General features: G+C 70.8%; 12 protein-coding genes. 8 read left to right on the forward strand and 4 right to left on the reverse strand.

The genetic code is table 11. The annotated features are described in order from the left end of the window. Positions 1–34 precede the first annotated feature (34 nt). Positions 35–835, reverse strand: coding sequence for a DUF2270 domain-containing protein (locus tag VF794_RS21635; RefSeq protein ID WP_414640937.1), 801 nt, complete (start codon positions 833–835; stop codon positions 35–37). 97 nt (positions 836–932) lie between these two features. On the opposite strand from VF794_RS21635, the gene VF794_RS21640 reads away from it, so the two are divergent. The 6 genes from VF794_RS21640 to VF794_RS21665 all read left to right on the forward strand — a co-directional run bounded on the left by VF794_RS21640 (position 933) and on the right by VF794_RS21665 (position 7,383). Next, on the forward strand, positions 933–3,017 hold the full coding sequence (locus tag VF794_RS21640; protein ID WP_331113350.1) for a response regulator: 2,085 nt from the start codon (positions 933–935) through the stop codon (positions 3,015–3,017). A gap of 157 nt (positions 3,018–3,174) precedes the next feature. Further along, complete coding sequence (locus VF794_RS21645) at positions 3,175–3,777, forward strand: TIGR02265 family protein (RefSeq protein WP_331113352.1); 603 nt, start codon at positions 3,175–3,177, stop codon at positions 3,775–3,777. A gap of 1 nt (position 3,778) precedes the next feature. Then, positions 3,779–4,450, forward strand: coding sequence for an HAD family phosphatase (locus VF794_RS21650; RefSeq protein WP_331113354.1), 672 nt, complete (start codon positions 3,779–3,781; stop codon positions 4,448–4,450). A gap of 334 nt (positions 4,451–4,784) precedes the next feature. Continuing rightward, positions 4,785–5,432, forward strand: a complete 648-nt coding sequence (locus VF794_RS21655; RefSeq protein ID WP_331113356.1) for a TIGR02265 family protein — start codon at positions 4,785–4,787, stop codon at positions 5,430–5,432. An 80-nt stretch (positions 5,433–5,512) separates the two neighbouring features. Then, a complete protein-coding gene (locus tag VF794_RS21660) occupies positions 5,513–6,130 on the forward strand; it encodes a TIGR02265 family protein (RefSeq protein ID WP_331113358.1) in 618 nt (205 codons plus the stop codon). A 5-nt stretch (positions 6,131–6,135) separates the two neighbouring features. After that, positions 6,136–7,383, forward strand: coding sequence for a tetratricopeptide repeat protein (locus VF794_RS21665; RefSeq protein ID WP_331113360.1), 1,248 nt, complete (start codon positions 6,136–6,138; stop codon positions 7,381–7,383). Here the strand turns inward: VF794_RS21665 and VF794_RS21670 are convergent. Then, a complete protein-coding gene (locus VF794_RS21670) occupies positions 7,370–7,990 on the reverse strand; it encodes a DUF4230 domain-containing protein (RefSeq protein ID WP_331113362.1) in 621 nt (206 codons plus the stop codon). The genes VF794_RS21665 and VF794_RS21670 overlap by 14 nt on opposite strands. Before the next feature lie 42 nt (positions 7,991–8,032). On the opposite strand from VF794_RS21670, the gene VF794_RS21675 reads away from it, so the two are divergent. Beyond that, positions 8,033–8,644: a 2OG-Fe(II) oxygenase gene (locus VF794_RS21675; RefSeq protein WP_331113363.1), complete on the forward strand. Its 612-nt coding sequence runs from the start codon at positions 8,033–8,035 to the stop codon at positions 8,642–8,644. Between the two features lie 3 nt (positions 8,645–8,647). Here the strand turns inward: VF794_RS21675 and VF794_RS21680 are convergent, their stop codons facing one another. After that, positions 8,648–9,853, reverse strand: a complete 1,206-nt coding sequence (locus VF794_RS21680; protein WP_331113365.1) for a zinc-dependent alcohol dehydrogenase — start codon at positions 9,851–9,853, stop codon at positions 8,648–8,650. Between the two features lie 109 nt (positions 9,854–9,962). Beyond that, positions 9,963–11,465, reverse strand: a complete 1,503-nt coding sequence (locus tag VF794_RS21685; RefSeq protein WP_331113367.1) for a Ppx/GppA phosphatase family protein — start codon at positions 11,463–11,465, stop codon at positions 9,963–9,965. A 129-nt stretch (positions 11,466–11,594) separates the two neighbouring features. Here VF794_RS21685 and ppk1 point away from each other — a divergent pair, with 129 nt between their 5' ends. Beyond that, positions 11,595–13,751, forward strand: a complete 2,157-nt coding sequence (gene ppk1 / locus VF794_RS21690) for a polyphosphate kinase 1 (RefSeq protein WP_331113369.1) — start codon at positions 11,595–11,597, stop codon at positions 13,749–13,751. The last annotated feature ends 26 nt before the right edge of the window (positions 13,752–13,777 follow it).

The raw sequence follows: 13,777 nt of genomic DNA on the forward strand, positions 1-13,777 counted from the left end.
CCGGAAGGAGGAAAACGCTCCGGGCACAGCCTGACTAATGCGTCGAGGGAGTCTGGATGGGAGGCGTGGAGGGCGGCTCCCTCGGGGCCGAGGGTTTGCGACCGCGGCGGCGCGGGGCGAGCGTGGCGTAGGGCCGGTAGAAGGACTCCCACAACGCGGCGCGGCGTCCGCGGGGCCGGGTGCGCAGCTCTCCCAGCGGGGCCTTGGTGAAGAAGGAGGCCACGAAGAGGTAGGCGAACAGGAGCACCAGCAGGAAGACGAACGCCATCACCGCCGCCCCATGGATGGGGCCGATGTGCGCGCGCTCCACGAATTCCTTGAAGCTCTCGGGCGCCCGGGGGTGGCTGTACACCTTGACGAACCAGGAGAGCGTCAGCACCAGCAGGATGGGCCCGTACGCGCGGTTGAGGCGGGTGGAGAGGGCGGAGAAGAGCGAGAGCTGGATCTGCGGTCGCTCCATGATGCTGGCCAGCTCGCGCAGGGCGTCCGGGTCCACCGGCTCGCGGCGCAGCATGGGGACCCAATAACCGTCCTCCAGCAGCCGCACCCGTCGCATCCACAGGTCGTAATAGCGGTAGCGGCGCGCCTCGATGAAGAGAAAGGAGAGCACCATGCCGATGCCCACCAGGAAGACGACGGACGAGGCCGCGGCGGAGAAGCCAAAGGAGACGACGGCCGCCGTGGTCGTCATGGACCAGTTGGTGCTGTTGTCCAGGCGCGACCGCCAGGTGTCCGAGCGACTGAGCTCGCCCCGGAAGAGTTGGGCCATGGACGCGTCCGAGAGCGGGAGGGCCTGGTACTCGTTCTTGTCGCGCTCGTTCCCATCGTTTGCCATCCCGTGGTTCCCCCGAGGAAAGACCGAAAGCCCCCCTGCCTGGCCCGCCGTGACTTACGCCCGAGGCAAGCCGTGCCCACCCTGTCACGGAGGAACCATGGCCATTCCCTTCCTCCGTGACACCCCGCCACCCGTGGATCCGGTGGCCGCGCTGCTCCGACTGCTGGAAGAAGAAGGGGAGCGCGTGGTGCGCCTGTGGTCCAAGCGCATCCGGGCCGAAACGTATGAACTGGACGTCCCCGGGCGCGACCTGCGGGCCCCCTTGCGCCGGTTGATCGACGAGCTCGTCCGCCTGCTCAGGGACCGGGGGGCCGACGCCCTGGTCCTCTGGCCGGAGGTAGTGCGCTCGCACGGGGCACGCCGGTACAACCAACGCTTCGAGGCGGAGGACCTGGCGCGCGAGTTCAAGGCGCTCGAGGAGGTGCTCCTCTACGTCTACGCCCGGCGCAACGGGGCCCTCGAGCCGGAGGTGGCCACCTTCATCGTGCAACTGGTGGGCGAGGCCCACGCCTCGGCCCAGGCCTCCTACGCGCGGGTGCTGAGGACGGAGGAGGTGCGCTTCCGCGAGGCGGCGGTGATGGAGTCGGTGCTGCACCACGTGGAGGTGGGCATCCTCCTGGCCGAGGTGGACGGGACGGTGTCCTTCGCCACGCCGCCGGTCAGCCGCCTCATCGGCGTGCCCATGCGCGCGGTGGTGGGCTCGCGCTCGCCGTCGTCGCTGGCGGCGGTGCTCTCGCAGGTCAATGCCCGCCAACCCAGTGGCGAGCCCTTCAAGGTCCCGGACATGCCCTTCATGCGGGCGCTGAAGGAGCGCGGCCCGGTGCGCGGGGTGATGGTGGTGGTGGAGCGGCCCGGCAGCGGCGAGGCCACCCTGGAGATGAGCGCCACGCCCGTGTGGGAGGAGGAGGGGGAGCTGGCCGGCGTCATCCAGACCTTCACCGACCGCACCGAGTCCGCCAACAAGACGAAGGCGCTGGTGAGCGCGCACGGCGAGCTGCGGCGCCTCCAGGGGCGGCTGTTGCAACGCACGCGCACCCAGGCACTGGGGCAGCTCGCGAGCGGCGCGGCGCACGCGCTCAACAACTTCCTCAACGTGCTGCGGTTGCGGATCACCCTGCTGCGGCGCGAGTTCAAGCCCGAGCACCTGGACGCGCTGGACAAGACGGTGGGGCAGGTGGGCGAGCTGGTGGCGCGGCTGCAGGAGTTCAACGTGCAGCGCACCGAGGAGCAGGTCGCGGACGTGCAGGTGGACGTCACGGTGCGCGAGGCGCTGGAGCTGGCGCGGGCCGAGCTGGAGCAGCGCGAACACCCGGTGACGGTGGAGCAGCACCTGGGCAACCCGGGGGCGGTGCGGGCCGACGCGGGCTTCTTCCGCGAGCTGGTGGTGAACCTGTTGCTGGCCGAGAAGGAGCGGCTGGGCGAGGACGGCGGGCGGGTGCGGCTGGAGACGCGGGCGGAGGCGGACGGGTGGGTGATGCTGCGCGTGGAGGACGCCGGGACACCGTACGAGGCGGAGGAGATGACGCGCCTGTTCGATCCGCTCAACCGCGGGGCGGGGGCGCCGCAGCTCTCGCTGCTGCTGGCGGTGGCGCGCAACCAGGTGCAGCGCTGGGGCGGCGAGCTGACGGTGGAGAACATGCCCGGGGGTGACGGGACGGCCTTCGTGGTGCGGCTGCCGCTGGCGCGCTCCTCGGAGGAGGCGGCGCAGCGGGCGGAGGCGGCCCGGACGGCGTTGGCCATGAGCCCACGGCGCTTCCAGCAGACGCGCCGGGTGCTGGTGGTGGACGACGACCCGGACAACGCGCGGATGATGGCGGAGGTGCTCAGCGAGGAGGGCTACGACGTGACGGTGGCCCACTGCGGCGAGGCGGCGCTGAAGCTGTGGGAGGAGCGCCGCTACGACGCCGCCCTGCTGGACGCGGTGATGCCGGACCTGTCCGGGTGGGAGGTGGCGCGCGAGCTGCGCAAGCGCTCGCCGCAAGCGCTGCTGGCGATGGTGACGGGCATGGACGTGCGCGGGCAGAACCGCGCCAGCCTCGCCATGGTGGATGCCGTGTTCCGCAAGCCCATCGACGTGGGCGCGCTGGACGACTTCCTCAGTCAGTCGGAGTCGCCCTCCGCGGGCGGTGGCGGTGGTGGGGCTGGCTCCAGCGGGACGGGCTCTCCTCCCGTGTCCCACTGAGAGACGCCGGGCCAGTCTCGCTCCCAACACCGGGAGTGGAATGCCGGGAATGGATTTCTCCAGTCGCCTGACGGCACCGCGCGGATGTGGCTACAGTGGGGCTCGAGTTCGTGCCAGTTCGCGAGGGGAACACATGCACGTCAGCGAAGAGAGGGCCATGTGGCCGATGGTCCCGCCCGGGTCGGACGAGGACCTGGAATCGAGGCTGGCGATGGCCTCCCCGTCGGACGCGGCGCGAGGCATGTTCCTCCGGGCCACCGTGGAGGCCGTGCGCTCCCTGGGCGATGAGGAGCTGGTGCGGCGCTGCATGGCGGTGGGCGGCGAGGAGAAGGTCGTGGACTTCTTCGTGTACCCCATCGCCACCAACCTGCGGATGGTGTTCGCCGCGGCGCGGATGCTGGAGGGCCGGTACGGAAGTCTCGAGGCGGCGCTCCGGCAGCTCGGGCGTCGGGCGGCGGAGAGCTTCCTGACCTCCACGGCGGGCCTGGCGCTCCAGTTCCTGTCCCGGGGTGACGCGAAGCGTCTGGTGGGCAACCTGCCCTCCACCTATCGCGCCTCGGTGACCTTCGGGATGCGCTCGGTGGTGTGGACGGGGGCGACGAGCGGTCGCCTCACCATGCGGCGCGAGTTCATGCCCTATCCCTTCCACGAAGGGCTGCTGCTGGGCGTGCTGGAGAAGTCCCAGGTGAAGGGCGTCCAGGTGCGTGGCCACCAGCTCTCGATCCTGGAGAGCGACTACGACATCTCCTGGGAGGCGTGACGTGGCCCTCGCCGCCGCCATCTTCGACCTCGATGGGACCCTGGTCGACAACATGCGCTTCCACGTCCAGGCGTGGGTGGCCCTGTCGCGCGGCCTCGGCATCGAGGCCCCTCCGGAGCGCTTCGAGCGGGAGTTCAACGGCAGGCGCAACGAGGAGATTCTTCCCGCGCTGCTCGGCCGCCCCGTGCCTCCCGAGGAGCTGGCCCTCCTGGCCGAGCGCAAGGAGTCCCACTACCGGGAGCTCTACGCGCCGCACCTGACCCCGCTGCGTGGTGCGCGCGAGCTCCTCTCGCGACTGAGTGGGGCCGGTGTCCGGCTCGCGGTGGCCTCGGCCGCGCCGCGCGCCAACCGTGCCTTCGTGCTCGATGGGCTGGCGCTGCGCCCGCTGTTCTCCCACGTCGTCGGGGCCGAGGACGTGACGCGAGGCAAGCCCGCGCCGGACCTCTTCCTCGCCGCCGCGCGGGCGCTCGCCGTGGAGCCCACCTCGTGCGTCGTCTTCGAGGACGCGGTGAATGGCGTCCTCGCGGCGCGTGCGGCGGGGATGCTCGCCGTGGGTGTCACCACCCTGACACCCGCCGAGGTGCTGCGCGAGGCCGGGGCCCACTGGGTCATCGATGACTTCGCCACCCTGCCGGAGGCCCTCGAGCGGGCCCTCTTTGGTGGAGCTGTTTGAATGCCGTCCCACGGAAATCTTGAATAGTGTTGATAGCGTCGCAGCGTTGAAAGCTTTCACAAACACGGCCACAGCCGTGTGCCGCGGGTGCAATCCAACACCCCTGGTGGATGTCCGGGGGTGTATTTCCCCTCTCTCCGCGTGACGTGGTGCGGCACCTGCCAGGGGAGCTGACAGGCGAGCTTGGAAGAATTAAGATAGGGATTGCTCAGCCGGGCTATTCCTACCAAGGCGAGCACGCGGGGCCGTGAGTAATGGCGGACCCTCCGGTGGGTAAAGCCAGACACCCGCCACGGGAATCACGGCGGAGGCCGAGGTAGAAAGGGTCAGGGGAATGAGCATCGCAGCAACCGCATGGAGCGTGGTACCGCAGCTCGACGCCCAGCAGTGGGGCCTGGAAGCCCCAGAGGCGTCCCACGCGTGGGTCCGGGCCATGGCCCTGGCGACCACGGAGGACCTCGCGCGTGGGTTGTTCTCCCAGAGCGTGCTGAAGGCGCTCCGGGCGCTCGGGGACGAGGAGCTGGCGAGGCGCAGCGCCCGGGCGTGCGGCCAGGAGCGCTTCGAGGACTTCTTCCACTACCCCATCCGGGTGCTCCTCCAGATGCTGTCCACGGCGATGCCGGGGCTGGCGGAGCGTCATGGGGACGCCGAGCAGGCCCTGTGGCTGCTGGGCCACTGCGCGGCCATGGACTTCCTGGAGTCCGAGTCGGGGAGGACCCTCCAGGTGCTGGTGCGCGGGGAGCCCAAGCGGCTGGTGAACAACCTGCCCTGGGCCTACCAGGTGGCGGTGACGGGGGACCGCTCCGTGAAGTGGCTGGGCCCGCAGTGTTGCCGCCTCATCATGCGGCGCGACTTCCTCCCCGCGGCCTTCCACGAGGGCATGCTGGTGGCGATGCTCGAGCGGTTGAACGCGTGCAAGGTGAAGGTGGTCGGTCGTCAAACCGGTCGACTCGACAGCGAGTACGACATTTCCTGGCAGTGAGCCCGACCATGCTACCGCGCGACTCCGGAGTCCCACTGGACAGGCAACCCGAGGCCCGGAGTGTGTGGAGGGAGGCATCCATGAGTGCTGGAGACGTCGGAAGTGGACGTGCGCCAGACGCATGGGCGCAAGAGCTGACGCGGCGGCAGGCCCTGGCGACGCCCGCGGACACCCTGCGCGGCATGTTCCTGCGAGGCACCCTGGAGGCCATCCGAGAGCTCGGAAACGAGGCGCTCGTCAAGCGCTGCCGCGAGGCCTGCGCGCACGAGAACTTCGTGGAGCTCTTCAACTACCCGGTCCAGCTCCAGCTTCAAATCATGGCCGTCGCGCTCGAGGCGCTGGCCGTGAAGCATGGGAGCTGTGAGGAGGCCCTGCGTCTGCTGGGGCGCAAGGCCTTGAGTGATTTCCTGGCCTCCAAGGCGGGCAAGATGCTGCTGGTGGTCAGTGGCGGCGAGGTGTCGCGGCTGCTGAACAACGCCCCCACGGGCTACCGGGTGTCGACGAGCTACGGCGAGCACACGCTGCGGTGGGTGGGGCCGACGAGCTGCCAGTGGACGATGAAGCGGCAGTTCATGCCCCACCCGTTCGAGGAGGGCGTGCTGGCGGCGCTGCTGGAGAACACGCGCGCCCGGAACGTGAGGGTTGTCGGGCGCCAGACGGGCGCGCTCGATAGCGAGTACGACATCTCCTGGGAGTGAGCGGGGTGGACCCCATTTCCCTGGAGTCCCTCCGCCGCAAGGTGGAAGCCGGCGAGACCCTGAGTGACGCGGAGCTGGACGCGCTCCGCTCCGCGGCCCAGGGCGCACCGGGCCCCACGTTGCGGCTCGCCGTGGCGCATGCGCTGGTGAACGCGGGCGCGGAGCGCGAGGCCCTGCCACTGATGGAGGCCCTGCGGCGCGATTTTCCCCGGGACGTGCAGGTGCGGCTGGGGCTGGCGCGGGCGCTGCTCGGGCTGGAGCGCCCGGGTGACGCGGAGGCCGTGCTGCGCGAGGCGCTCGCCCTCAACCCCGGAGATCCCGAGGCCCTCAAGGTGCTCGCGGTGCTGGCCCTGCGGCGGGGCGAGCACGGCCGGGCCCAGGCCTATGTGAAGGAGGCCCTGGAGAGAGATCCCTTCGACGAGGAGGCGCGGCTCCTCAAGGAGGAACTGGAGGCCGTGGAGGTGCCGCCTCCGCCCTCGCCCCGTCCCCAGGCGCTGCGCCCCGAGTTCACCGCCGCGCTGCTCGCCGCGCTCCACCGGGCCGGGGTGGCGTGCCGGCGGCAGGGAAGCGCCCTGTTGGTGAAGCTCGTCTCGGGCGAGGTGGGGCGGGTGGACGTGGCCTCGCTCTACGCCGCCTACCGGGACGGAGCGCAGGAGCTGGGCCCGTACGTGGAGGGACTGGTGGGGCAGCTCCAGGGCCTGTCCGGGACCGGGGTGGACGTGCGCTCGCTGGAGCCGCGGCTGCGTCCGGTGCTGCGGCCCGCCGGCTTCGAGACGCAGGCGATGGGGGCGCTCCACCGGCCAGGGCCCGCGGGGCTGGAGGTCTTCTACGTGCTGGAGGACGCGGAGCTGCTGCGCTACCTGCCGGCGGCGGCGCTCGGGCCCGCGGGGCTCTCCGCCGACACGGTGGACGCGAGGGCGTGGCGCAACCTGGAGGCGCACCCCGCGCCGGTGAGGCCGGTGGTGCTCGACGAGGGGCAGGTGGTGCTGGCGGAGACCTTCAGTGGCCTGTGGGCGGTGGCGGGGGGCGATGGGTACGACGGCGCCCGGCTCCTCACGCGGGAGCAGCGCGAGCGGCTCGTGTTGCACGCGGGGGAGGAGCCGCTGCGCGTGCACCTGGGCCGACGGGAGCTCGCGCTGGTGTGCCGCGAATCGGACGGGCCCGCGTGTGACTCCCTGGCTCGGCTGGGCCCCGCCCCGGACGGAATCCCCGGTCTCTTCCGACTCGACGCCAGCGGCCTCAGCCGGCTGTAGCCGCGGGGGGCAGCACGTCCACCACGTTCACCTCGCGGAAACCCACCGAGAGGAACAGCGCGCGCAGCGAGTTCTCCGCCGAGCGCCGGGCCTTCTCCTTCAGGCGGGCATCGCCCTTCACCTCGCGCTCGAAGGCCTCGCGGGCCTTCTCCAGCAGCAGGGTCGTCTGGGCGCTGTCCAGGTTGGAGCCGATGATCTCCGTCTCTCCCGGCTTGAGCTCCACCTTCACCTCCAGCGGGGGCAGGGCCACGTCCACGCGGGTGCCCTGGACGCGCAGCGAGGACCCGTCGAGCCGACCGAAGTCATACCCGAGGTGCACGTCGGCGAAGACGATGGCCCGGCCGCGTGGCGTGTGAATCGAGTAGGCCGCCCAGTTCACCACGTCCTTCCAGAGCGAGTTGGTGGCCTGGGGCTCGGGGGAGAACTCGACCTTCTTGTAGAGGGAGACGTCGAGCGTCTCCAGGCGGGCGACCTCGCGCACGCGGGTGACGAGCGCGGGCGTGTCCGGCAGGGCCAGCGGCTTGGGACGCAGCAGGAGGAAGGCCCCCACGGCCCCGGCGACCAGGGCGACGAAGAGGAACGACACCCGAAGGAGGAGGCTCACCATGGGCCGCCATTCTAGCCATTGTGGGGTAGGGTTCGCCGCGCCATGAGCCTGCTGTCCCTCCGGGATGAAGAAATCCAGTCCCTCGGTGAGCGGGGGTGGTTCACCCGCGTCTCCTTCCTCGGGGAGGAGGAGGCCCGGGTCATCCACGCCGAGGCGAAGGCCCGCGTCGAGGCTGGCCAGTTGCGTCCCGCGGGCATCCGCCGGGGCGCGGATCACACGCTGGACCGTGCCACCCGTGGGGACTTCATCACCTGGGTGACGTCCGAGGAGGAGGGCTCGGGCATCCGCCGGCTGCGGGACGCCTACGCCGCGCTCGGGGAGACGTTGTCGGCCGAGGCTTACCTCGGGCTCGGACGCTTCGATCTTCAGCTCGCCTGGTACCCTGGCGACGGGGCGCTGTACGCGCGCCACGTCGATGCCTTCCCGGGCCAGTCCAACCGGCGCGTCACCGCCATCTACTACCTCAACCCGGACTGGGTACCCGCCCACGGGGGCCTGCTGCGCCTCTACCCCGAGGGCGGACCGGTGGAAGTGGAGCCCACGCTCGACAGGCTCGTGGTGTTCCTCAGCGAGCGCATCGAGCACGAGGTGCTGCCCTCGCACGCGCCCCGGCTCGCGCTCACCGCGTGGTTCTACGGGCGGAGCGCGGGGTAGGGCTCACGTCAGCAGCGCGGGCTCGAGCTCCACCTTCATCCATCCGGGTTTGCGCGCGTCGAAGGAGCGGTAGGCCTCGATGGCGCTCGTCAGCGGCTGCACGTGCGAGAGGATCTCCCGGGGCTCCACCGCGCCCGTGCGCACCAGCTCCACCAGGTGGGGGATGTACTTGCGGTGAGGGCAGTTGCCCATGTTGAGGGTCAGGTTCTTGTTCATCGCCTGCCCGATGGGAAACGTGCGCATCGTCTGCGGGTACACGCCGATGATGGACAGCGTGCCCGCCTTGGCCAGTGCGTCCACCGCCCAGATGAGGGCCTGGGCCGGCGCGTCACCGGGTACCCAGTTGTCACCGTCCGGGTTCGTCTTCGGCGCCACCTCCTTCAGCTCGCGCTTGAACTCGGCCCTCTCCTTGCGCGCCGTCTTCGCCGCCGGCCCGTGGTGCGCGTGCACCGAGTCCACGCCCACCGCGTCGATGGCCCGGTCCACGCCGATGCCGCCCGTGAGCCGGAGGATGACCTCCACCGGGTCCTCTTCCTCGAAGTTGATGACCTCGGCGCCCTGTACCCGCGCCGCCTCCAGCCGTTCCGGAACGCAGTCGATGGCGAAGATGCGCCCCGCGTCCATCAGCTTCGCGCTCAAGATGGCGAACTGACCCACCGAGCCGCAGCCGAACACGGCCACCGTGTCCCCGGGCGTGATCTCCGCGATGTCCGCCCCGTAGTAGCCGGTGGGGAAGATGTCCGAGAGCAGGATGGCCTGCTCGGACATCTTCCCCAGCCCCACGTTGGCGAAGGGGATGCGGGCCCGCTCCGCCTGGAGTCCATGGAAGGGCCCGCTCAGCTCCGGACCGCCGAAGAAGGCCGTGCCCGCGCGCTTGCCGTTGGGGTTGGCCACGTCGCACTGGGCGTAATAGCCCGAGCGGCAGTAGGAGCACGTGCCGCAGGCGATGGTGGACGGAATCACCACCCGGTCCCCCACGCGCAGGTTGCGCACATCCCTGCCCACCGCCTCCACCACGCCCACGCCCTCGTGCCCGAGGATGGTGCCCGGCCTCATCCCCGGGAAGGTGCCGCGCACCATGTGCAGGTCCGTGCCACAGATGGCGCTCGCCGTCAGTCTGACGATGGCGTCGGTGTCCATCTGGATCTCCGGCTCCGGTACGTCCTCGAGCCGGATGTCCCCAATCCCATGAAAGACGACTGCCTTCATTGCCGCTCCTTCCCCGCGCGGGTCGTCAAAGCCCCTCGCTAGGGGTGGGCACGCGCTCCGTCCGGTGCCAGACGGAGGCGCTTCCTCTGATGGAGGGCGGGCGGTGGAGCTAGCGGCTGACGTGCAGGGTGAGGCGCTTGCCGAAGACACGGCGGAAGAAGAGCGATTCGCGCTCCACCGTCCACAACTCCAGGTCCACCGGCTGGCGCGACTTGAGGTGCAGCGACACCGCCTCGCGACCGTTGACGGCCCGCAGCTCCTTCACCGGCTGATGGTGGCTGCTGTCCAGCGCGTTCGCCACCCGCAGCAGCGTGGCCAGCTTGCGCACCAGGCGCGCCTCATGGGCGCTCAGCCCCTGCATGCCGGAGTGGTTCAGCTCCGGCGGGCTGCGTTGGTGGTAGCGAGCCACGCGCGCCACCAGCTCGCGCTCCCGGTCCGCCAGCCCGGGGATGTCCCCGTTGTGGATGAGGTAGTAGGTGTGTTTGTGGTGGCGCTCGTAGCTGACGGCGTTGCCGATGTCGTGCAGCAGCGCCGCCGTCTCCAGGTACGGCCGGCTCGAGAGCGGCAACTGGTGCAGCGCGGCCAGCTCGTCGAAGAGGGTGAGGGACAGCGAGGCCACCTGCCGCGCGTGCTTCTCGTCGAAGAGCAGCCGCCGCCCCATGGCCACCGCCGCGTCCGCCAGCGAGGGGTCCTCGCGCGTCTCGTCCTGCCGGTACATCAGGTCCACCAGCAGGCCGTCGCGCAGGCCCCGGTTGACGGCGGTGACGGTCTCCACCCCCAGGTGCTTCGTCACCCGCTCCAGGATGGCGGCGCCCGCGACGATGATGTCCGCGCGCCTCGGGTCGAAGCGCTTGCGCCGCCGCTCCGGCGTCAGCTCCGCCAACGTCTCCACGGCCTGGGTGAGCTGACGCACGGAGGCGTGCGCGGTGCCCTCGCTGGCCGCGTAGCCCACCACCGCGCTGATGGTGCCGGAGGAGCCCAGCGCCACCCGCGGCATGCCCGAGGGGCGCTCCGGAATGGCCTTGCGCAGCTGCTCCTCCACATAGCTGCGCATCAGCCGCAGTTGCTTGGGCGTCACCTTCCCGGAGGCGTCGAACATCTCCGTCAGCCGCACCGAGCCCAGCGCCAGGCTCCACAGGTCATCTGGCCGCTCGCCCGTGGCGATGGCCACCTCCGTGGAGCCTCCGCCGATATCCACCAGCAGCGAGCGCGTGCCCGGCGGCTTGCGGTGCAGCACCCCCAGGCAGATGAGGCGCGCCTCCTCCTTGCCGCTCACCACCTCCAGGTTCAGCCCCGCCTCGTCGCGCACCCGCTGGACGATTTCCTCGCGGTTCTTCGCGTCGCGCATGGCGCTGGTGGCCACCGCTCGCACCCGGGCCTTGTGCCGCCGGCACAGCGCCGCGTAGCGCCTCAGCGTGGAGAGGAGACGATCCGCCGTCTCCTCGGACATCATCCCGCTGACGAAGACACCCTCCCCGGGGCGGATGGGGTCTCGTTCCTGGTGCAGGGTCTCCAGCGCCCCATCGGCGTCGGGCCGGGCCAGCTCCAGGCGGACGGCATTGGTGCCCACGTCGATGGCGGCGAGCACGGGCTGTAGGATGGTGGTAGGCATGGTCGAGAAGTCGGCAATGTAGCCGGCCGGAGGGGGGACCGCGCTGCCGGGCGCGCCCTTCTTGATTATTAGAGTTCCGTGACAGCTCCGTGACGTGACGTGGCTGACCTCCTGCCAGAGTCTCCGCCCGTGGAATTCAACGACCCGCAGCTCTTCATCAACCGTGAGCTGTCCTGGCTCGCCTTCAACGAGCGGGTCCTGGCGGATGCCTACAACCGCGAGCTTCCTCTCTACGAGCGGCTGAAGTTCTACGCCATCGCCTGCTCCAACCTGGACGAGTTCTTCATGGTCCGCGTGGCGGGCCTGAAGCAGCAGCTCGCCAGCGGTGTGGCCGAGACGGCGGCGGATCGCATGCTCCCGGCCGAGCAGCTCGCCGCCATCAGTGAGCGCGTGCACCGGCTGGTGGACGCCTCCTCCCGCCTCTGGGAGGAGGAGCTGTGGCCCGGGTTGGTGGCCGCGGGGGTGTCCATCCTCACGCGGGACAAGCTGACGGCCGAGCAGAAGGCGGCCGCGTGCGCCCACTTCGCCGCCTCCGTCTTCCCAGCCCTCACCCCGCTGGCGGTGGACCCGGGGCACCCCTTCCCCCACCTGCGCAACAAGTCCCTCAACGTGGCGGTGCTGCTGCGGCGCGAGGGGCCCAAGCGTCGGCGCAACATGCGAGGCACCTCCTCGCTGGCCGTGGTGCAGGTGCCCAGCGTGTTGCGCCGGCTGGTGCCGCTGCCGACGGAGAAGGGGCTGGCCTTCCTGCTGCTGGGCGAGCTCATCTCCCTGTGCGCGGGGGACCTCTTCCCCGGCTACGTGGTGGAGCACGCCACCGTCTTCCGCGTGACGCGCAACTGGGACCTCAACGTGGACGAGGAGGAGAGCGAGGATCTGCTCTCCACCATCCAGGAGGAGCTGCGCCGCCGGGACCGGGGCGCCGCGGTGCGCCTGGAGCTGGACGCGGTGGCCAGCCCTCAAATCGAGGCCCTGCTCACCGCCGCCCTGAAGCTGGAGCCCGCGGACGTGTACCGGCAGCGGGCGCCCCTCCAGCCCTCGGACCTGATGGCGCTGCTGGATGCGGACCCGCGGCCGGAGCTGCGCGTGGAGTCCTTCGTGCCCGCGGTGCCTCCGGTGCTGCGCGACGTGGAGTCCCTCCTGGACGTCGTCGCCGAGCGGGATGTCCTCCTGCACCACCCCTACGAGTCCTTCGACCCGGTGGTGCGCTTCCTGGAGGAGGCCGCCGAGGACCCCGACGTCCTGGCCATCAAGCAGACGCTGTACCGCACCAGTGGGGACAGCCCCATCGCCCGGGCGCTGTCACGCGCGGTGGAGAACGGCAAGCAGGTGGCGGTGCTGGTGGAGATCAAGGCCCGCCTGGACGAGGCCAACAACATCGCCTGGGCACGGAAGATGGAGGAGAGCGGGGTGCACGTCGTCTACGGCCTCATCGGCCTGAAGACGCACGCCAAGGTGGCGCTGGTGGTGCGCCGCGAGGGCAACGGCATCCGCCGCTACGTGCACCTGGGCACGGGCAACTACAACCCCCACACCGCGCGCCTGTACACGGACCTGTCCCTCTTCACCTCGCGCGAGGAGATCGCCGACGACGTCAGCGCCCTCTTCAACATGCTCACCGGCTTCGCGGTGGCCCCGCAGTGGAAGCGGCTCGTCGTGGCGCCCATGGGCCTCCAGGAGAAGGTGCTCGCGCTCATCCAGCGCGAGGCGGACAAGGCCCGGCGCGGCGAGCCCGCGCGCATCCTGGCGAAGATGAACTCGCTGGTGGACCCCACCGTCATCCGCGCCCTCTACGCGGCGAGCCAGGCGGGGGTGGAGGTGGACCTGCTGGTGCGCGGCATCTGCTGCCTGCGGCCGGGCGTGCCGGGGGTGAGCGAGCGCATCCGCGTGACGAGCGTGGTGGACCGCTTCCTGGAGCACAGCCGGGTGTTCGCCTTCGGGGCGGGGCCGACCCCGGAGGTGTGGATGAGCAGCGCGGACTGGATGCCGCGCAACTTCCTGCGCCGCGTCGAGGTGATGTTCCCCACGGAGGACCCGGCCATCCGCCAGCGGCTGCTGGACGAGGTGCTGGGCGTGGCGCTGCGGGACAACGTGAAGGCGCGGCGGCTGCGGGTGGACGGCACCTATGTGCCGGTGAGCCCGGAGGGGACGCTGGTGCGCAGCCAGGGCGTGCTGATGGAGATGGCCCGGCGCACCCACCAGCCGGACCTCAAGCCCCTCGAGGTGCTGCGCCACGCCACCGCCCCGGACGCTCCGCCCTTGCGCCAGGTGCCCCAGGCCACCGGTTGACGCCTGGTGCGCGCTTCACTTCTGGA

It is taken from the genome of Archangium sp. (assembly GCF_036389735.1).
In the GTDB taxonomy this organism is placed as follows: Bacteria; Myxococcota; Myxococcia; order Myxococcales; family Myxococcaceae; genus Archangium.

Coding starts and splice junctions, on each gene's coding strand:
- VF794_RS21635 (WP_414640937.1), bottom strand. CDS start 835: ATGGCAAACGATGGGAACGAGCGCGACAAGAACGAGTACCAGGCCCTC.
- VF794_RS21640 (WP_331113350.1), top strand. CDS start 933: ATGGCCATTCCCTTCCTCCGTGACACCCCGCCACCCGTGGATCCGGTG.
- VF794_RS21645 (WP_331113352.1), top strand. CDS start 3,175: ATGTGGCCGATGGTCCCGCCCGGGTCGGACGAGGACCTGGAATCGAGG.
- VF794_RS21655 (WP_331113356.1), top strand. CDS start 4,785: ATGAGCATCGCAGCAACCGCATGGAGCGTGGTACCGCAGCTCGACGCC.
- VF794_RS21660 (WP_331113358.1), top strand. CDS start 5,513: ATGAGTGCTGGAGACGTCGGAAGTGGACGTGCGCCAGACGCATGGGCG.
- VF794_RS21670 (WP_331113362.1), bottom strand. CDS start 7,990: ATGGTGAGCCTCCTCCTTCGGGTGTCGTTCCTCTTCGTCGCCCTGGTC.
- VF794_RS21675 (WP_331113363.1), top strand. CDS start 8,033: ATGAGCCTGCTGTCCCTCCGGGATGAAGAAATCCAGTCCCTCGGTGAG.
- VF794_RS21680 (WP_331113365.1), bottom strand. CDS start 9,853: ATGAAGGCAGTCGTCTTTCATGGGATTGGGGACATCCGGCTCGAGGAC.
- VF794_RS21685 (WP_331113367.1), bottom strand. CDS start 11,465: ATGCCTACCACCATCCTACAGCCCGTGCTCGCCGCCATCGACGTGGGC.